Annotated in this window: 18 protein-coding genes; 4 read left to right on the top strand and 14 right to left on the bottom strand. The window is 70.4% G+C overall.

Annotated features, from left to right (window positions below):
- The first annotated feature begins 92 nt into the window (after positions 1–92).
- Both AB0M59_RS21520 and AB0M59_RS21525 read left to right on the top strand, forming a co-directional pair.
- Positions 93–1,163: a CoA ester lyase gene (locus AB0M59_RS21520; protein ID WP_364617522.1), complete on the top strand. Its 1,071-nt coding sequence runs from the start codon at positions 93–95 to the stop codon at positions 1,161–1,163.
- Positions 1,160–2,014: a CoA ester lyase gene (locus tag AB0M59_RS21525; protein WP_364617524.1), complete on the top strand. Its 855-nt coding sequence runs from the start codon at positions 1,160–1,162 to the stop codon at positions 2,012–2,014. Before AB0M59_RS21520 ends, AB0M59_RS21525 begins: the two co-directional genes overlap by 4 nt.
- An 18-nt stretch (positions 2,015–2,032) precedes the next feature.
- Here AB0M59_RS21525 and AB0M59_RS21530 read toward each other — a convergent pair whose 3' ends face one another.
- From AB0M59_RS21530 to AB0M59_RS21575, 10 genes are all read right to left on the bottom strand, one after another.
- A complete protein-coding gene (locus tag AB0M59_RS21530) occupies positions 2,033–2,875 on the bottom strand; it encodes a CU044_5270 family protein (RefSeq protein WP_364617526.1) in 843 nt (280 codons plus the stop codon).
- On the bottom strand, positions 2,868–3,380 hold the full coding sequence (locus AB0M59_RS21535) for a sigma-70 family RNA polymerase sigma factor (RefSeq protein ID WP_364617528.1): 513 nt from the start codon (positions 3,378–3,380) through the stop codon (positions 2,868–2,870). Before AB0M59_RS21535 ends, AB0M59_RS21530 begins: the two co-directional genes overlap by 8 nt.
- 79 nt (positions 3,381–3,459) lie before the next feature.
- Entirely contained in the window at positions 3,460–4,845 is a 1,386-nt protein-coding gene (locus AB0M59_RS21540; protein ID WP_364617530.1) for an amidase, read from the bottom strand.
- A gap of 9 nt (positions 4,846–4,854) precedes the next feature.
- Positions 4,855–5,610, bottom strand: a complete 756-nt coding sequence (locus tag AB0M59_RS21545; RefSeq protein WP_364617532.1) for an SDR family oxidoreductase — start codon at positions 5,608–5,610, stop codon at positions 4,855–4,857.
- Positions 5,607–7,028 (bottom strand): aldehyde dehydrogenase family protein, encoded by a 1,422-nt coding sequence (locus tag AB0M59_RS21550; protein ID WP_364617534.1) that lies wholly within the window; start codon positions 7,026–7,028, stop codon positions 5,607–5,609. Before AB0M59_RS21550 ends, AB0M59_RS21545 begins: the two co-directional genes overlap by 4 nt.
- Positions 7,021–7,794, bottom strand: coding sequence for an ATP-binding cassette domain-containing protein (locus AB0M59_RS21555; protein WP_364617535.1), 774 nt, complete (start codon positions 7,792–7,794; stop codon positions 7,021–7,023). Before AB0M59_RS21555 ends, AB0M59_RS21550 begins: the two co-directional genes overlap by 8 nt.
- The gene (locus AB0M59_RS21560; RefSeq protein WP_364617537.1) at positions 7,791–8,522 is read right to left on the bottom strand and encodes an ABC transporter ATP-binding protein; all 732 of its coding nucleotides are present in this window, start codon (positions 8,520–8,522) and stop codon (positions 7,791–7,793) included. Before AB0M59_RS21560 ends, AB0M59_RS21555 begins: the two co-directional genes overlap by 4 nt.
- Positions 8,519–9,325, bottom strand: a complete 807-nt coding sequence (locus tag AB0M59_RS21565) for an ABC transporter permease (protein WP_364617539.1) — start codon at positions 9,323–9,325, stop codon at positions 8,519–8,521. Before AB0M59_RS21565 ends, AB0M59_RS21560 begins: the two co-directional genes overlap by 4 nt.
- A complete protein-coding gene (locus tag AB0M59_RS21570; protein ID WP_364617541.1) occupies positions 9,325–10,269 on the bottom strand; it encodes an ABC transporter permease in 945 nt (314 codons plus the stop codon). Before AB0M59_RS21570 ends, AB0M59_RS21565 begins: the two co-directional genes overlap by 1 nt.
- Positions 10,266–11,756, bottom strand: coding sequence for an ABC transporter substrate-binding protein (locus AB0M59_RS21575; protein WP_364617543.1), 1,491 nt, complete (start codon positions 11,754–11,756; stop codon positions 10,266–10,268). The genes AB0M59_RS21570 and AB0M59_RS21575 overlap by 4 nt, the downstream gene beginning before the upstream one ends.
- Before the next feature lie 66 nt (positions 11,757–11,822).
- Between AB0M59_RS21575 and AB0M59_RS21580 the strand changes: the two genes are divergently transcribed.
- Positions 11,823–12,569, top strand: a complete 747-nt coding sequence (locus tag AB0M59_RS21580; RefSeq protein ID WP_364617545.1) for a FadR/GntR family transcriptional regulator — start codon at positions 11,823–11,825, stop codon at positions 12,567–12,569.
- A 10-nt stretch (positions 12,570–12,579) separates the two neighbouring features.
- Positions 12,580–13,617, top strand: coding sequence for a patatin-like phospholipase family protein (locus AB0M59_RS21585; protein WP_364617547.1), 1,038 nt, complete (start codon positions 12,580–12,582; stop codon positions 13,615–13,617).
- Here the strand turns inward: AB0M59_RS21585 and AB0M59_RS21590 are convergent.
- From AB0M59_RS21590 to AB0M59_RS21605, 4 genes are all read right to left on the bottom strand, one after another.
- Complete coding sequence (locus AB0M59_RS21590; protein WP_364617549.1) at positions 13,614–14,189, bottom strand: class F sortase; 576 nt, start codon at positions 14,187–14,189, stop codon at positions 13,614–13,616. The genes AB0M59_RS21585 and AB0M59_RS21590 overlap by 4 nt on opposite strands.
- Positions 14,186–14,917: a hypothetical protein gene (locus AB0M59_RS21595; protein WP_364617551.1), complete on the bottom strand. Its 732-nt coding sequence runs from the start codon at positions 14,915–14,917 to the stop codon at positions 14,186–14,188. The genes AB0M59_RS21590 and AB0M59_RS21595 overlap by 4 nt, the downstream gene beginning before the upstream one ends.
- Before the next feature lie 60 nt (positions 14,918–14,977).
- Entirely contained in the window at positions 14,978–16,018 is a 1,041-nt protein-coding gene (locus AB0M59_RS21600; protein ID WP_364617553.1) for a PLP-dependent transferase, read from the bottom strand.
- 91 nt (positions 16,019–16,109) lie between these two features.
- Positions 16,110–19,328: a penicillin acylase family protein gene (locus tag AB0M59_RS21605; protein WP_364617555.1), complete on the bottom strand. Its 3,219-nt coding sequence runs from the start codon at positions 19,326–19,328 to the stop codon at positions 16,110–16,112.
- Positions 19,329–19,350: the final 22 nt, after the last annotated feature.

Raw genomic sequence — 19,350 nt, forward strand, 5'->3', positions numbered from 1 at the left:
CACCCACACGGCGGTGACTTACGCCGCAGCGGTGTCGCGTGCCCCGGACTAAAGTTACCCACCAGTCACTTAGTCGCCGCCGTGGAGGACCGATGCGCTCCCCGAAGGACTTCTTCGCCCCGCTCGCCCTGGGCGCGCCCGCCCCCGTGCGGGAGATCCCGGTGACGCCGTCCCGGATGATCCACTTCTTCGACCCGGGCAACGAGAAGATGGCGGCGAAGGTGCCGGACATCGCGAAGAAGGTGGACGTCCTCCTGGGCAACCTCGAGGACGCCGTGCGCGCCGACCGCAAGGAGGCCGCGCGCGCCGGGCTCGTCGCCATCGCCAAGGCGAACGACTTCGGGAAGACGCAGCTGTGGACCCGGGTCAACAGCCTGGATTCGCCGTGGGTGCTCGACGACCTGGTGACGCTCGTCACCGAGATCGGCGACAAGCTCGACGTGATCATGGTGCCGAAGGTCGAGGGCGCGCAGGACATCCACTACGTCGACCGCCTGCTGGCCCAGCTCGAAGCGCGCGCCGGGCTGACGAAGCCGTTGCTGGTGCACGCGATCCTCGAGACGGCGAGCGGCATGGCCAACGTGGAGGAGATCGCCGGCGCGAGCCCGCGCATGCAGGGGATCTCGCTCGGCCCGGCCGACCTGGCCGCGAGCCGCCGCATGAAGACGACCCGCGTCGGCGGCGGCCACCCCGGCTACCTCGTGCGCACCGACCCGACCGGCGACGACCTGACCGAAGGCCGGACGACCTACCAGCAGGACCTCTGGCACTACACGGTCGCGCGGATGGTCGACGCCTGCGCGATGCACGGGATCCTGCCGTACTACGGGCCGTTCGGGGACATCCGCGACGTCGTCGCGTGCGAGGACCAGTTCCGCAACGCGTTCCTGCTGGGCTGCGTCGGGGCGTGGAGCCTGCACCCGGTGCAGATCGACATCGCGAAGAAGGTCTTCTCGCCTTCGCCGTCCGATGTGGCCTGGGCGCGCAAGGTGATCGCCGAGATGGGCGACGGCACCGGCGCCGTGATGATCGACGGGAAGATGCAGGACGACGCGTCGGTGAAGCAGTGCCGCGTGGTCGCCGAACTGGCCGACGCCCTCGCGGCGGACGACCCCGAGCTCGCCGCGGCCTACGACGCCGCCACCAAGGAGGCCCTCGGATGACCGAGCTGAAGCCGAGACGTTCCGTTCTCTACATGCCCGGCGCCAACGAGCGTGCGCTGGAGAAGGCCAAGACCATCCCGGCGGACGCGCTGATCCTCGACCTGGAGGACGCCGTCGCGCCGGACGCGAAGGAAGCCGCTCGCGAACGCGTCTGCGCGGCTGCTTCCTCCGGGGACTACGGCGACCGCGAAGTGACGATCCGCGTCAACGGCCTCGACACCGAATGGCACGACGCCGACCTCCGCGCGGCCGCTTCGGCCGGGCCCGCGGCGGTCGTCGTGCCGAAGGTGAACTCGGCCGCCGAGGTGCACAACATCGAGCGCGCGCTGGAGCTGGGCGGCGCGCCGGAGCACACGAAGATCTGGGCGATGGTCGAGACGCCGGTCGCGATGCTGCACGCGGAGGAGATCGCGGCGGCTTCCGAGCGGCTGACCGTGCTGGTGATGGGCACGAACGACCTGGCCAAGGAGCTGCACGCGGAGTTCGTCCCGGGCCGCGGCCCGCTGCTCGGCGGGCTGTCGCTGTGCCTGCTGGCCGCGCGCGCGACCGGCAAGGTGATCCTCGACGGCGTCTACAACGACGTGAAGGACCTTCCCGGGTTCGAAGAGGAGTGCAAGCAGGGCCGTCAGTACGGCTTCGACGGCAAGACGCTCATCCACCCGGGCCAGGTCGAGCCGTGCAACCGGATCTTCGCGCCGTCCGAGGAGGAGATCGACCGGTCGCGGCGGATCATCGAGGCTTTCGAGAAGGCCGGCAGCGGTGTGGTCACCGTGGACGGCCGGATGATCGAAAACCTGCACGTCGACAACGCGCGGCGAGTGCTGGCGCTGGCCGAGGCCGTCAAGAGCTGACGGCCCCGGTCCGACGGCTCACTTCGGCAGGTCGTCCGTCCACTCGCCACTGACCGCGAACGTGTCGCCGTTCCCGTTCGTGACCGGTTTGCCGTCCGGGCCGATGAACACCGATGACCCGTCCACCTGGCCGGTCTTCGGGTCGACGACGAGACGGCCGCCGCCCGGCAGCCGCACGCTCCGGTCGTCCAGCGGGCGCACGCCCGGGTACGCGGCGATCGCGCGGAAGGCCGCCGCCCGGACCGCCGGGGGCGACGGCACGGTGGAGACCAGGTCGATCAGGGAGCCGAGCACCGCCATGTCCAGCTGGTCCGCCGGGTAGTGGCTCCGCGTGAGCCCGTCCACGAGCCAGTTTCGCAGGGCCGCCGGGTCCGGGGGCAGCGTCAAGATCGTGCTGAGGGTGACGATGTCGTCGCCGTTGATCCGGATGGGCCGGGCGCGGGGCATGTGCCTGAGTTTGCCGCCGTGGTTCTCGTCGCGGTACCACTCCTGCCCATCGGTGGTCGTCCAGTACTCCCAGGTCGCCTTGCCCACCTTCGTGGTCGTGTGCCAGTACTTCCCGGTGCCGACCTGGGCGTGCTCGGCGACCTTGGCGGCGGCCAGCAGGACCGCCGGACCGGTCTCGACCGGTGCCACGGCCTGGGGCGGGGTTTCGACGGGGGCGGCGGGCCGGGTCACCACCACCACGACGCCGGCGGCGACCGCCGCGGTGGCGACGAGGCCGGCGCCGACCGCGAGCGGGCGGATCCGCCGGCGGCGGCCGAGCATCCGGTTCTGCAGCCGGTGCCGGCTGCGGTCGACGACGTCCTGGGACGGCTCGTCGGGCAGGAGCGCCGTGCGCAGGGTCTCGAGGTCATTCATCGGTGGCCTCCGGAGCGAGAACGGGGGTGAGCTTCTTGCGGGCGCGCGTCAGCCGGGAGCCGACCGTGCCCGGGGAGATGCCGAGTGCCTCGGCGACCTGCGCGTAGCCGAGGTCGGCGAGGGCGACCAGAAGCAGGACGTCGCGTTCGCCGGCGGTCAGCCGCGTCAACGCTTTTCCCAGCTGCCCGCTCGTGACGACGCGGTTTTCGTGGCCCTCGGCGGGCCGGGGAGCCTCGAGCCGCGACAGCGCGCGGTAGTGCCGGGCTTCCTTGCGGCGGTGCCGCGACACCAGGTTCGTCGCGATGCCGAACAGCCAGGCACGCAGGTCGCCGCGGGTGGGGTCGAACGTCTTCCGGCGGTCGAAGGCCACGAGGAACGTCTCGGCGGCGATGTCCTCGGCGGCTTGCGCGCCGAGCCGTCCGGCCACGTAGCGGTAGATCGCGGCGAAATGACGGTCGTGGACGTCGGTGAACTGCTCGGTGCCGAGCACCGGGGCGGCCGTCATGGGCCTGCCTCTGTCATGGGGTCCCTTCCCGTCGGCGACAGCTTCACCACCACTTCGCCGCGGGCCCGGACTTTCTTCCCTATCCGATCGGCCAGGGTCGCTGCGGCTCGCGAAGGCCTTCGTACGCCGCGGCCGCGCGCAGGACGCCGACGTCGTCGAAGCGGCGGCCCGTGAGCTGGAGGCCGATCGGACGGCCGTCGTCCGTGTAGCCGCAGTTCAGCGACACCGACGGCTGGCCGGACATGTTGTACGGCACCGTGAACGCGATGTGCTCGAACGGGCGGGCCGGGTCGTTCGTCGGCGACGCCCACTCCGCCGGCGGGGCCGCGACCGGGCACGTCGGCGACAGCACGATGTCGAACGCCGACGTCGCGCGCAGGGCCGCCACGCTGATCGCGTCGATCTGGGCGAAGCCGCGGTAGACGTCCACTCCGGACAGCTCCGCGCCGCCCGCGGCCCAGTCCGCGATGTACGGAAGGACCTTCGCGCGGCGCTCCGCCGGCAACGCCACCATGTCCGACCAGGCGCGCGTGCGCCAGAAGACGTCCAGGCCGCTGAGCATCTCGCGCGTGAGGAACGGCCCGACCGGCTCGACGACCGCGCCCGCGGCTTCGAAGGCCCGGGCCGCCGCCGTGACCGCGTCGCGCGTCGCCGGGTCCACCGGAAGGCCGACGCCGGGGTCGAGGTGCAGGCCGACACGCAGTCCTTGGAGAGAACAGTCGAGGGAAGACCAGTCCAGCTCGGCCGGCGGCAGGCTCAGGTGGTCCCGCGCGTCGGGTCCGGACAGGACGCTCATCAGCAACGCCGTGTCGGCGACCGTGCGGGTCATCGGGCCGGCGACGCGGCCGAGGAACGGCGGGTCGACCGGCACGCGGCCGAAGCTCGGCTTCAGCCCGACCAGCCCGCACCAGCCCGCGGGCAGCCGGACCGAGCCGCCGATGTCGGTGCCGACGTGCAGCGGGCCGTACCCCGCGGCGCCGGCCGCGCCCGCACCCGCACTCGACCCGCCCGGCGAAGCCGACGGCCGCCACGGGTTCCGCGCCGTCTCGTGGAAGCTCGACAGCCCGGACGTCAGCATCCCGTAGTCCGGCATCGTCGTCTTGGCGAGCAGCACACCGCCGGATTCACGGACGCGCGCGGCCGCCGGCGCGTCCTCGGCGGCCGGGACCAGCGCGGTGGCCGCCGTGCCCAGCGGAACCGGCGTGCCGCGGGTCGCGATGTTCTCCTTGAGCGTCAGCGGGACGCCGTCGATCGGGCCCAGCGGTTCGCCTGAGTGCCAACGCGCTTCAGCCGCCTTCGCATCCTCTCGCGCGCCCGAAGGGTCGTACGCGTACAAAGCGTGGAGCTCGGGCTCTCGCGCCTCGATGCGCGCGAGGACGGCTTCGGTCACCTCGACCGGCGAGAGCGTCTTCGCGCGGTACTGCGCGACGAGTTCGACGGCGGTCAGGTCGGGCAACTCAGGCATGAACGCTCCTCAAGAGGCGGGCGGTTCGAAGCGGCCGTCGACGGCGGTCCAGCCACCGTCGACGGCGAGCACGGAGCCGGTCACGAACGACGAAGCGTCCGAAGCGAGGTACACGACGGCGCCGGCCAGCTCGTCCGGACGCGCCCAGCGCCCCAAGGCGCCCTTCGTCGCGTACGCGTCGTACCACTCGGGGTTCGCCTTGATCTGCGCGGTCAGCGGGGTTTCGACGACGCCGGGGGCGATCGCGTTTACCCGCACCCCGGCCGGGCCGAACTCCGCGGCGGCCGTCCGGAACAGCTGGACGAGACCGGCTTTCGTTGCCGCGTACGGGCCTTGACCGGGCTCGACGGTCGTCCCGCGGATCGACGAGAAGCCGATGATGCTCCCCCGCCCGCGCGCGACCATGTCGGCGCCGAAGACGCGGACGACCTCGAAACTCACGCCGAGGTTCAGCGCGATGACCCGGTCGAACTCGTCCCGCGTGTAGTCCAGCAAACGTTTGCGGACGTTCGTCGCGGCGGTCAGCACGACGACGTCCTGCGGGCCGAGGTCCGTCGCGGCGCGGTCGACGGCGCCGGGTTCGAGCAGGTCGATCTCGTACGCCTCGCCGACGCCGGTCTCGCGTGCGGCTTCGAGGTCGCGGTCGGCGCACACCACGTCGGCACCGTGCGCGGCCAGCGCCCGCGCGGCTTCGCGGCCGATGCCGCCCGCGCCGAGCACGACGGCCCGGCGGCCGTCCAGGCGGAAGAGGTTCTCGTAGTTCACGGGCGCAGCACCGCCATCCTCGTCACGGTCAGTTCCTCGACGGCGAACCGCGGCCCTTCGCGGCCGATGCCGGAGTCCTTCACCCCGCCGTAGGGCATGGTGTCGGAGCGGAAGCCGGGCACCTCGTTGACGACGACGCCCCCGACCTCCAACTCGTCGAGCGCGCGGAACGCCGTGTTCAGGGACCGGCTGTAGACGCTGGCGTGGAGACCGTAGCGGGAGGCGTTCACCGCGGCGAACGCTTCGTCCACATCAGACACTGTGCGCAGGCAGACGACCGGGCCGAAGATCTCTTCGTCCCAGGCCGCGACGCCGTCCGGGACGTCCAGGAGGACCGTCGGACGCAGCGCCGTGCCGTCGATTCCGCCGCCGACCTGCCGCGCGCCGGCGTCGACGGCCTTCTGGATCCAAGCCGACACCCGCTGGGTCGACCCGGCGTCGATCAGCGCCGACACGCGCGTCTTCTCGTCACGCGGATCGCCGACGACGACCTCGTCGAGCCGGGCCAGCAGCCGTCCGGTGAACTCCTCGGCGATCGAAGAAACGACCAAGACCCGCTGCACCGAGATGCACGCCTGGCCGGACGCGTAGAAGCCGCCGCGCACCACGGCGTCCACCGCGGCCTCGAGGTCGGCGTCGCCGGCGACGACCAAGGCGGCGTTCGAGCCCAGCTCCAGCAGCGTCTTCGTCGGGGCCGCGTCGCGGGCGATGCGGTGCCCGACCGCGGCCGAGCCGGTGAAGGACACCGCGCCGATCCGGCGGTCGGTCGTCAGCGCCGCACCCACGGACGCGTCCCCGGTGACCAGCTGGACCATGGCGGCGAGCGGCGCCATCGAACGCACGAGGTGCACCAGCCAGAGCGTGGCCAGCGGGGTCTGTGGCGCCGGCTTGACGATCACCGGGCAGCCCGCGGCGATGGCGGGCGCGATCTTGTGCGACGCCAGCAGCAGTGGGTAGTTGAAACCCGCGATGCCGACGACGACACCGATCGGCTTGCGCTTCCAAAACCCGACTAGTCCGTCGCCGGAGGGCAGGAGGTCCAGCGGCACGGTCTCGCCGTGCAGCCGCGACACCTCTTCGGCCGCGGCTTCCCAGGTGACGATCGTGCGGGCGACCTCGACGCGGCAGTCGACCAGCGGCTTTCCGGTTTCCAGGACGAGCAGGTTCTCGAACTCTCCCCGCCGCTCGGCCAGTGCGGCAGCGACGTCGTTGAGCAGCTTGCGGCGAGTCCGCGAAGGCAGCGAAGCCACTTCACGCGCGACGGCGACAGCCTCGTCGACAGCACGTCGAGCCAGCTCCGGCGTCCCGATCGGCGCGGTGCCGACGACACTCCCGTCGTAAGGGAAAACGATTTCTTCGGTATCCACAGTGGACACCCAGCCGGTGCCGACCGGCAGGCCGTCCGGGTAGTCAGCCATCTTCACCTCCGCTCAACCGGGCCAGCTCCGCGCGCAGGTTCGGTGCGGCGGCGAGCAGTTCCCGGGTGTATTCGTGCTGCGGCGCGTCATAGACCTGCGACGCGTCTCCCAGCTCGACGATCTCGCCGTGGCGCATGACCGCGACCCGATCGCAGACGTGCCGGACGACGCCGAGGTCGTGCGACACGAAGATCAGCGTCAGCGCGAACTGCTCCACCAGTGACGCGAGCAGGTCGAGGATCTGGCCGCGCACCGACACATCGAGCGCGCTGACCGGCTCGTCGGCGATCAGCACGCTCGGGTTCGGCGCCAGCGCGCGGGCGATCGAGATCCGCTGCCGCTGGCCGCCGGAGAACTGGTGCGGGTACCGCCCCGCCGCGTCCGCGGGAAGTCCGACCGCCGCCAGCAGTTCGTCGACGAGTTTGGAGTTCCGGCGGCCGAGCGGCTCGGAGATGATGTCGGCGACGCGCATCCGCGGGTCGAGCGAACCCATCGGGTCCTGGAAGACGATCTGCAGCTCCGACCGCAGGAAACCGAGTTTGCGTTCCGGCAGGTCGTCGATGCGCCGGCCCTGGAACGAGACCTTGCCGGCGGTCGGCTTGTCGAGCGCGGCCAGCAGCCGGACCAGCGTCGACTTGCCCGAGCCGGACTCGCCGACGATGCCGAACCGCTGCCCCGCTTCGACGTCGAAGCTGATGCCGCGCAGCGCGTGCACGTCCCGCCGGGCGTACCGGCGTTCGAGGTCGCGGACTTCGATGATCGTCATCGCCGGGCCTCCAGGTCCGAGGCGTCGAGGAGCTTGCGCGTGTACTCGTGCTTCGGCGACGTCAGGACTTCGCGCGTCGAGCCCGCTTCGACGATCTCGCCGTCCAGCATCACCAGCACGCGCTCGCACACCGACGCGACCACCGCGAGGTCGTGGGTGATGAAGAGAAGGGAGCTTTCACGGGAAAGCGACGTCTTGATGAGCGAGAGGATCTGGGCTTGGACCGTGACGTCGAGGGCGGTCGTGGGCTCGTCGCAGATCAGCAGCGACGGCTCGTTGGCCAGCGCCATCGCCAGCACCACCCGCTGCCGCTGGCCGCCGGACAATTGGTGCGGGTAGGCGCGGGCCGTGCCCGGCAGGCCCACCGCGTCGAGGAGTGCTTCCGCGCGGTGACGACGGCCGTGGATCCGGCCGGGTTCGGTGACCTGGCGGCCGACGCGCATGGCCGGGTTCAACGCCGTCATCGGCTCCTGGAAGACCATCGCCAGCTCGTTGCCGCGCAGCCGGGACAGGTCCTTTTCGGACATTCCGAGCAGCTCGCGGTCGCCGAGCCGGATCGAACCGGACGCGCGCAGCTCCTCGGGCAGCAGGCCCATGATCGACAGCGCCGTCAACGACTTCCCGGACCCGGACTCTCCGATCAGCCCGACGCGCTCGCCCTCGCCGATCTCGAACGAGACATCACGGACGAGCGAAGAAACGCTGAGCCCCGACACCGAGACCGTCATACCTTCGCCGCCAATCGGGGGTCCAGGCGGTCGCGCAGGCCGTCGCCGAGGAGGTTGAACCCGAGGACGGCGATGGCGATCGCGATGCCCGGCACCAGCGCCAGCCGCGGTTGCACGGTCAGCAGCTCCTGGGACTCCTGCAGCATCCGGCCCCACGACGGCGTCGGCGGCCGCGTGCCGAACCCGAGGAACGACAGCGCCGCTTCGGCGAGCACGGCGATCGCGAACGACACCGACGCCTGCACGATCAGCAGTCCCGAGATGTTCGGCAGCACGTGCCGAACGGCGATGGTCAGCTTCGACCGGCCGCCGGCGCGCGCGGCGAGCACGAACTCGGTGCTCATCACCTGCAGCGTCCCGGACCGGGCGATCCGCGCGAACGACGGGATCGTCGCGATGCCGATCGCGACCATCGCGGTCAGCGTGTCCGCCCCGAACACCGCGCCGAACATGATCGCCAGCAGCAGCGCGGGGAACGCGAGCACGAGGTCGTTGACGCGCATGACGAACTCACCCAGCCACCGCGGGGACATGCCGGCGAGGATGCCCAACGGCGTGCCGATCACCGCGGCGATGCCGACCGCGACCACACCGACGTACAGCGTGGTCCGCGCGCCGACCATGATCTGGCTGAGCAGGTCACGGCCGAACTTGTCGGTGCCGAAGAGGTTCTCTCCGCCGAAACCCAGCAGCCGGTGGGCCGCGTCGACCTTCACCGGGTCGAACGGCGTCCAGAAGAACGACAGCGCCGCGGCCAGCACCACCAGGCCGACGAGCACCCCGCCGATGACGAGATTGCGCATCACGAACCTCGCAATCGCGGGTCGAGCACGGTGTAGAGGAGATCGACGACGAAGTTGACCAGCAGTACTCCGACCACCAGGACGAGCACGATTCCCTGCACGGTCAGCAGGTCACGCGACGACACCGCGTCCAGCAGCATCGAGCCCAGGCCGGGCAGCACGAACACGCGCTCGACGACGACCGCGCCGATCAGCAGCGTCGCCAGCTGCAGGCCGAGCACGGTGACGACGGGGACCGACGCGTTGCGCAATCCGTGACGCACCAACGCTTGTCCCGGGCGCAGACCTTTGGACCGCGCGGTCCGGAGATAGTCCTGGCCCAGCGTGTCGAGCACGGCCGACCGCACATAGCGCGTGAGCACCGCACCCTGCACCAAACCGAGGGACAACGCGGGAAGAACGAGCCCGCGGAAGAACTCGCCGAAGTCCTGGTCCGGCGGCGTCCACCCGCCGGACGGCAGCCAGCGCAGCTGCACGGCGAAGATCTGCACGAGGATGATCCCGGCGAGGAACGCGGGAATCGCGACGCCGATCTGCGACAGCCCGGAAACGCCCGCACCGGACGCCTTCCGGTGCTTCACGGCGGCGAACGTGCCCGCCGGGATGGCGATCACCAGCGCCACCAGCATTCCCGCGCCGACCAGCCACAACGTGACGCCCAGCCGGTCGAGCAGCTGCGGGCCGATGGTGTCACGCGTGACGTACGAGCGGCCGAAGTCGCCGTGCAGCACGCCGCCGATCCAGTCGAAGTACTGCGTGACCAGCGGCCGGTCGATGCCGAACTCCGCGCGTGTCTTGGCCAGCAGCTCCGGCGTCGCGTTGACGCCCAGCGCGACCTGCGCCGGATCGCCCGGCAGCACGGCCATGAACAGGAACACCACGATCGACGCGACCAGCACGCTGACCACGAAGATCGCCACCCGGCGTAGCACCCTGGCCGTCATCGCGGTGCCAATCCGGTGAGGTCGAACGACTCGCTCACCTGGTTCTGGACGAACCCGCCGACCTTGGCCTTCGCGACGATGACGTTGGGGAACAGGAACAGCCAGTCGGCGGCGGCATCGGTGTTCAGCTGCCGCGCCACCTGCTTCATGTCCGCGACCTGCTGCTCCGGCGTCCCGCTGTCGGCGTCGGCGAGCAGCTGCTGGACGCGCTTGCTGTCGTAACCCCAGTAGTACTTCGGCTTCCCGAACGTCGTGATGTCACGGGCCTCGACGTGCTGGATGATCGACAGGTCGTAGTCGTGGTCGGTGAACACCTGCTTCAGCCACACCGCAGGGAAGTCGAGGGGTTCGATCGTCGTCCGCACGCCGACGTCGGCGAGTTGCGACTGGACGACCTGCGCCGCTGACACCGCGTACGGCAGGTTCGGGATCCGCAGCCGCAGGTTCAGGTTCGTCGCGCCGGCCTCGGTCAGCAGCGCCTTCGCCTTCGCGGGATCGAACGGGTAGACATTCGCCAGGTCCTCGTACCAGGGGTCGGTCGGCGGGACCATGCTGCCGATCAGCGTGCCGCGACCCGCCCATGCCGTGTCCAGCAACGCCTTCCGGTCGATCGCGTAGGTCAGCGCCTGGCGCACGCGGACGTCGTTGAGCGGCGCCCGCGCGTTGTTCATGGCCAGCGTGACCTCGCTGTTCGACGTGCCCTGGACGACCTGGAACCGGTCGTCGGCCTGGAACTGCGGGATCGAGTCCGGCGCGGTGATCGCCGAGATGACGTCGATGCCGTTGCTGTAGAGCGCGTTGTTCAACGCCGTCGGGTCCTTGATGTACTTGAGGACGACCGTTTTGTACGCCGGTTTCCGGCCCCAGTACGCCGGATTCGCCTTCAGCACCACCGAGTCGCCGCGCTTGCGAGCGGCCACGACGTACGGCCCGGTCCCGATCGGCTTGTTCGCCAGGTCGGCGACACCGGTCGGGCTGAACATCGCGCCGAGCCGGCTGGTGAGGCTGAACAGCCAGCCGTTGGACGGCTTCGAGAGCACGACCCGCGCGTGGTCCGGCGCGACGACGTCGACGTGGTCGACGACGTCCATCGTGGACTTGATCGAGATCGTCCAGTCGGTCTTCACGCGCAGCAAGGAGAACTTGACGTCCTCGGCGGTGAACGGCGCGCCGTTGCTGAACTTGACGCCGGGCTGCAGCTGAAAGTCGTAGGTCTTCCGGTCCGGGCTGATCGTCCACGACTTTGCCAACAACGGCACGACCCGGCCCTGCGAGTCGAGCTTCACCAGGCCTTCGTAGACGTTGTAGAGCAGCGCCTGCGGGATCGCGGCGCCGTCGGTGCGGGTGAAGTCGAAGTTCGCCGGCTCGGCCGTGAAGCCGACGGAAAGTGTGTCCGGACCAGCGGAAACGCTGGCCGACGAGCCGGCCGAGCAGCCGGACACCACGAGCAGCAGCGCCACTGCCAGCACGTGAAGTCGGGCTTTCATTCGGCCTCCAGGTCGGTACACTGGTCTGACCAGTAGCCTGCACTGAGCGGACGACGAGGTCAAGGGATGCGGTTCGAACCGGTGGCTCCGGTCCGCGCGTACGAGCGGGTCGTCGAGCAGATCGAGCAGGCCGTGGTCAGCGGCGCGCTCAAGCCGGGGGAACGCCTGCCGAGCGAACGCGAGCTGATGACGCAGTTCGGTGTCGGCCGCTCGACGGTCCGGGAAGCCCTGCGCGTTCTCCAGGCCGCGGAGATGATCCGGTCGCGACCCGGCGACCCGCGTGGGCCCGAGGTGCTGGCCGCGTCACCCGCCGCGTTGCACCGGTCCATGCACCGGCTCGCGCGCGCCGACCACGTCGGGCTCGCCGAGCTGTTGCAGTTCCGGATGATCCTCGACGGCTCGGCCCACCTGCTCGCCGCCGAGCTCCGCACCGACGACGACCTGGCCGGGCTCGACGCGGCGTGGGAAGCGATGCGCGAAGGCGTCTCACACGGCTACGCGGAGTTCAGCCGCGCCGACGTCGCCTTCCACGAAGTCATCGCGCGCATCTCGCGCAATCCCCTGCTGGTGGTCAGCGAAGAAGTCGTGCGCGGCGTCGTGCTGGAACTGATCGAAGACAAGCTGGAACACGCCAGCAACCGGACGTCGCTGATGCGCGCGTGGCTCTCCCACCACGCCGAGGTGCTCGACGCGATCCGCTCGGCCGACGGCGCCGGCGCGGCCCACCTGGCCAAGCAGGCGTTGTACGACAACTACGCCGAATACGTGCCCGCCGCGCAACGGCCGCTGCTCGCGCCGTTGCTGCGGTCCTAGACTGGGCGCGATGGACACGGCGAAACGGGACGGCGTCGGGCTCGCGCTGTCCGGGGGCGGTTACCGCGCGATGCTCTTCCACGCCGGCGCGCTCTGGCGGCTCAACGAACTCGGCTGGCTGCCGAAGCTGACCACCGTCTCCAGCGTCTCCGGCGGTTCGATCGCCGCCGGTGTCCTGGCGCACGCGTGGCACAGGCTGTGGTTCGGCGACGACGGCGTCGCGGAGAACTTCGGCAAGGAAGTCCTGCAGCCGCTGCGGAAACTGGCCCGCACGAACCTCGACGTCCCGGTGACGCTGAAGGCCATGGTGATGCCGTGGCGCAGCGCCGGTGAGGAATTGGGTCGCCGCTACGCGAAGCACCTCTTCGGCGACTGCCGCCTCGCGGACCTCGACCCGGCCGGCCCGAACTTCGTGTTCACCGCGACCAGCCTGCAGGACGGCTCGCTGTGGTGGTTCTTCCGGCAGCAGGGCCCGCACGGGCAGGTGCCGCTGGCGACCGCCGTGGCCGCGTCGTCGGCCTTCCCGCCGCTGCTTTCCCCGGTCGTGATCCCGGATCCGCACAAGCCGGACCGAAAGATCGTGCTCAGCGACGCCGGCGTGTACGACAACCTCGGCCTCGACCCGATCGAGAACCAGCGCGCGACCGTCCTGGTCAGCGACGCGGGCAAGAAGATGAAGCACGAGGAACGGCCGAAGCACAACTGGCCGATGCAGCTGTTCCGCGTGCTGACCGTGATGGACAACCAGGTCCGCGAGCTGCGCACCGGCTCGCTGCTGAAGTCCTACCAGGACAAGCAGTTCGCCGGCACGTACTGGGCGACCTACAGCGACATCACGCACTTCGGGCTGCCGGACGCGCTGCCCGCACCGATCGATCGGACGCGCGCGCTGGCCGAAACCAAGACGCGGCTGACCAGGATGTCCGAAAAGGTGCAGGACAACCTGATCAACTGGGGCTACGCCGCCTGCGACGCGGGCATGCGCCGCTGGGTGTGTCCCGGGACCGTGCTCGAGCCGAAGTTCCCGTACCCGGGCGGCGTCGGCTAAGCCGCGAGGTTCGCGTAGACGACGATGTTGTCCTCGTAGCTGTGCTCGGCGTGGTCGAACGCGCCACCGCAGGTGATCAGCCGCAGCTCGGGCTTGTCGCTGTTGCCGTACACGGCGTCCTTCGGGAACGTGTCCTTCGGAACCTGCGTGACGCGGTCGACGACGAACTTCAGCGTCCTACCGTCACTGCGGTCGATGTCGACCTCGTCGCCGGGCGCGAGGTCCTTGAGCTTGTAAAAGATGCCGGGCTTCTTGTCGCCGTCGACGTGCCCGAGCACGATAGCCGGGCCGACGTCCCCGGGCACCGGCGAAAGCTTGTACCAGGCCGCCTGCATCGGCTGGTGCACCGAGGGAACGGAGATCGAGCCGTCGGTCTTGACCGCCACGGCGAGGAGGCTGGACTCCGCGCCGATCTTGGGGATCTTCACCGAGGTCGGCCGGAGTCCCTTGAACGGCGCGGTCACCGGCACCGAGGCCGGAACCGGCGCCGCCGCCTTCGGCTGCTCGGGAGTACTGCAGGCGGCCAGCGTCAGGACGAGCGCGAGGACCGCGCCCGCCCGGCGGATCGTCACCTGGCCGTGCCGCCGAAGCCGGTCTCGATCCCGCCCTGGGGCGTGACCTTGACCTGGGCCTTCGGAGCAGCGTTGCCGGGAGCGGAGCTGGTCGCCGTGGTGACCGGTGCGGTGCTCGACGGGACCGTGCTGGTGCTCGGGCTCGTCGAGGTCGGCGGCTCCTCCGGCTGCTGGAAGTCGACGATGCCGTTGCCCTCGACGCCGTCGCAGGTCCAGCTGAACTTGGCCGTCGTGGTGCCGGCCGGGGCGTCGACGACACGAATCGAGTAGTTGTGCAGGCGAGGGTCGGCCTCGTCTTGGTCCGGGCCACCGGTGATGGTCAGGTACTGGGTCTCGACCGGACCGATTTTGCCGGACGCGCAAGCGATGACCAGGACGCCTTCGCCGCCGAGGCCGACGAAGCCGTGGCCGGTGTTGTCCTGGTAGTCGTCCTTCGGCGGTTCGCTGGATGCGGAAGTCGAAGTCGAGGTCTCCGGCTTGGTGCCGGTCGTGGACGGCGCCGAGGTGGTTCCCGTCGTCGTGGTGGTGACCGGGGTCGACGGGGTCGTGGTCGCCGTCGTCGAGGTCGGAGCCGTCGTGGTCGTCGTCGTTTCCGAAGTGGACGTCGTGGTCGTCGTCTCCGGGGTGGTGGTGTCCGTCTCCTGCGCCAGCGCGACCGGCGCGGCGACGAAGGTGGCCAGCGCCGCCGCCGAAACGACACCCGCGACCCGGTTCAGCGTTCTACCCACGATGACTCCCAACGGCGGTTGACCTGATTGCCGCGACTATCGAGGATTCGCCGACGGGCGTTACTCCGCTAACGCGCTGTTCAGGTCCCGCCACAGGTCGTCAGGATCCTCAAGACCGACGCTGAACCGGATCAAACCCGCGGGCACACGCTCTTCGCCCGGGAGCCACGCGCGCCGTTCGACCAGGCTCTCGACGCCGCCGAGGCTCGTCGCCGGGACGATCAGGCGGACCGACGCGCAGAACCGGTCGGCCGTTTCGGCGTCGGCCAGCTCGAAGGCGACCATCATCCCGAAGCCGGGGTAACGCACGCGAGTCACCGCGGGGTGCTCGCCCAGGCGCGACGCCAGCAGCGCTGCGGTGCGGGACTGCTCGGCCAGCCGGACCGGCATCGTCCGCAAGCCGCGCAGCGCGAGCCACGCTTCGAGCGCGCCCGGCGTCGAGCCGACGCGCGTCCGTGCACCGCGAAGCTCCTCCGCGACAGCCGGGTCCTTGGCCACCGTGATGCCCAGCAGCAGGTCGCTGTGCCCGCCGATCAGCTTGGTCGCGCTGTGCACGACGACGTCGGCGCCCAGCTCCAGGGGCCGCTGCTGCAACGGCGTCGCGAAGGTGTTGTCGACGACGACCCGGCCGCGCGCGGCGGCGGCGATCGTCTCGATGTCCATCACGTCGAGCGTCGGGTTGGTCGGCGACTCGAGCCAGACCAGGTCGGACGTCGCGGCTTCGGCGACCCAGGCCTCGGTGTCGGTCGGGTCGAGCTCGGTGACAGCGAGCTTGCCGAGCTTCTGCGCGTGGGCGAGCACGCCGCGCGTCACGGCGTAGCTGAACGTCGGCACGACCACCCGCGACCCGACCGGCAGCAGGTCCAGCACCGCGGACAGCGTCGCGACGCCGGACGCGAACGCCGTCGCGATCCCGCCTTCCAGCGCGCCGATGGTTTCCTCGAGCGCGTGCCAGGTCGGCGTCCCGTCGCCGCGCGCGTACACGAAATCACCACCGGCCTGGTACGTGCTGGTGGCGACGAGCGGGGTGTTGAGCGGCTCGCCGGGGCCGTGCGGCCGGCCGGCGGCGATGGCCTTGGTGCGGGGCGTCCAGTCGTCCATGCGATCACGGTAACCGCAGGTCATGCGCCGGTCACTGTGACGAAGACGGCCGGGCCGTCCGCGCGTCCGCGGGCGACCCGGCCTGGCTCGTTCAGTGCGTGTACACCTCGAACTCGTAGAGCGAGTACCCGTACTTCGTGCCGCGCTGGACGCCTTGCATCTTGACGAACCTCGCCGACGCCGGCGCGAACGAGATCGTGTCCTGCCCGCCGTTCCCGTCCGTGACGACCGCCGCGTCCGTCCAGTTCACCGCATCCGGCGAAGTCTGGATCTTGTAGCTCTTGCCGTACGCGGACTCCCAGCTCAACGCCACCCGCGAGACCTGCTGCACCGAACCGAGGTCGACGGTGATCGCCTGGTCGTCGCTCCAGTCGCTGGCCCAGCGGGTCGAGGCGTTCCCGTCGATCGCGTTCGACGCCGGCGAGTTGTACAAGCCGGTCTCGGCGCTCGTGGCGCTGACCGTCTTCCCCGGCGCGAGGTTCGCGATGTTGTCCCCGCGGTGGGCGGTGTACTCGACGACCTGCTGGAACGTCGGGCGGTTCTGCCAGCTGATCTTGTCCTGCGTGATGCCGCCGAGCGCGGTGTGCACGATCGTGTCGGCGCACCACTGGTCGCCGGCCGAGCAGGACGCGTCACCGGGGTAGACGGTGTTCGCGGCCTGACCGGCGGCCGTGGTCAGCGAGTCGACGAGCGCCTGGCGGCACGTCGTGACGTTCCCGCCGCCGCAGAACGTCTGGCCGAGCGGGCCGGCCACCGGCTGGCCGAGCACCTGCCGGATGTCCTTGCTGACGTAGCCCCACCAGCCGAACTGGAACGACGAGCCCTTGTGGGGCTGGCCGGTGTGCTGGCCGTTGCCGTTCTGGAAGCCGGACGGGCTTTCGTTGATGCCCAGCACGCCGGTCATCGCGTTGTAGACGTCGTCGCCCATATCCGGCTTGAACTCGGCTTGGACGAGCAGCGGCCACCAGGCGTCGAAGATGCGGATCGCGTCGGCGTCGGAGTACGCCTTGCTGCCCGGCGAAGTCTCCGTGCGCTGCTGACCGTGGGTCAGCCACGTCTTGAGCTTCGCCTCGGCGTCCGCGGCCGCGCCGGTGGTCGGCGTCTTGTCGAGCACCTGCAGCAGCAGCGGCAGGACGCGCTCGGCCCGCAGGTCGGCGAGCGCGGCCGATTCCATGGCCTGGGTCAGGTTGACCCGGGTCACCTTGGTGCCGCTGGAGATCAGCTGCTTGACGCGCGAGTCGAGCAGGTCGACGCGGTGCACGGCGGACTTGTCCGCGCCCGCGGCCGCGTAGCCGTTGGCCTGCGCGTTGTTCCAGCTGACGTAGTAGTCCTGGTTGATCGACTGCGGGTGCTGCGACGCCGGCGTGTAGTTCGCGACGTTGCCGGCCGGGTTCCAGCCGTTCCAGTCGTGGCCCTGGTCGCCCCACACCGGCATGTTCGGGTCCACATTGGACTGCCGGGACGGGTTGCTGCCGGAGTTGAAGTAGGCGATGTCCTTGGAGTCGGCGTAGAACCAGTTGAACGTGTAGTTGATGTCGGCCGCGGCCTTCTGGAAGTCGGCCGCGGACTTGACGAAGCCCGGGTCGTTCAGCTCCTGGAAGCCGATCAGCGAGTCGACTTCGTGGAAGTAGGACGAGCGCAGGGCCGCGTACGCCACCGGCTTGCCGCCCACGGTCGCCCGGCTCTGCACCGGCCCGTACTTCGTCCGGTAGCTGCGCAAGGTGTACGAGCCGGCCGCGGTCCCGTCGGCCACGGTCGGCTTCCAGGCGTTCTTGACCTCGACGGTGTCCATCGGGATGCACTGGCCTTGCCAGGTGTAGTAGTTCGAGTCCTTCGTCGGCGCCTTGCCGCTCGGGTCGCACAGCGTCAGCGCGTAGGTGTCGATGATGTCCTGCGCGGACGTCGTCGCGCTCCACGAGTAGTCCTGGCCGCGGCCGAGGAGCGTGTACATGCTCAGGCCGGCGAAGGCCGCGCCGCGCGAGCTGATGCCCGGGCCCTGCAGCTCCTGCAACAGCAGCAGCTGCGGCGCGAAGTAGCCGGTCTGCGGGCCGAACACCGCGACCGGGTGGCCGCTGGCGGTCTTCGCGCCGGAGACGAGCAGCGCGTTGGACATGCCGTGCTTCTCGCTCAGCATGTTCCCCGGCAGCACGCCGTTGTCGAACATCCCGCGGGCGGGCTCCTGCTCGGCGGGCGCGGGGACGTCCACAGTGGACGGCGTCGCGGTCGAGGCCGAGCCGGTCTTGTCGAACACCAGCTGCTGCCCGGTCACCGAGCCCTTGTCCGGCAGGGCCTGCCCGGCCGCGTTGGCCGGCGTCTTGCCGTACGGGAAGGTCTGGCCGTCGTGCAGCGTCTTGACGGCTTCGGGGTCGTCCTCCGCGCGCAGGCTCTGCCACACCTTCTCGCCCTGCACGACGCCGTACTTCTCCTGCATCGCGAGCTTCGCGACGGCGTTCTGCACCTCGCCGCCGCCGCCCGCGCCGAACTCGGCGCCGACCAGCGAGGCGAGCGCGACGAGGTCGGTGAGCTTGAACGGGTCGATCGTGCCGGCGTTGGTGATCGCGTCGACGTGCCCGGTCAGCACGTACTCGCCCGGGAAGTACCGGCCGCTGTGGGAGTCGTCGATGTACTTGTTGATGCCGTCGATGTAGGCCTGCGCGTCGGCGAGACCCTGCGCGCCACGCGGGCCGTTGCTCGCGACGCGGTCGATCTGCTGCTGCAGCTCGGTCTCGGTGTACGGCGCGTTCGAGAAGAACTGCTGCTCGAGCTCGCGGTTGGCCTCGGCGCCACCGGCGAACGGCGTGACCTGACCGCGGGCGGCGTGGCGCAGCACGTCCATCAGCCACAGCCGGTCCTGCGCGGCGGCGTACCCGGCGCCGAACTCGGTGCCGGCGCGGGTGGTCCCGGTGATGTGCGGGACGCCGAGTGCCTTGTCCCGCACGATCGTGACGTCCGAACGCGGCTTCGTCGTACTGGCGACCTGGTCGGCCGCGACGCCGAACGAGGAGTCGTTGAAGTACTGGCTGATCGTGCCGGTGGTCAGCGTCTTGTAGCCGCCCGCCAGGGACGAGTACTTGCCGATCTGGTCCGCCGCGTGGTCGGGCCGGGTGCCGAGCACCTTGTGCGCCAGGATCTCGGCGAGGGTGGCGCTGCCCTGTTCGCCGGGCGGCAGGATGTCGTTGCACTGCCCCCCGCAGTAGTCGTCGGGCGACGCGGCCGCCTGGGCGGCCGGAGCGGTGACGGCGACTTGGGTGAGGCCGGCCACGAGGGCCCCCAGTGCCGTCAAGGTCAGGGCGCGGATGCCACGTCGCATGCCGGGCTCCCCTCAGTCAGAA

The organism is Amycolatopsis sp. NPDC051371, assembly GCF_040682155.1.
Lineage (GTDB): Bacteria > Actinomycetota > Actinomycetes > Mycobacteriales > Pseudonocardiaceae > Amycolatopsis.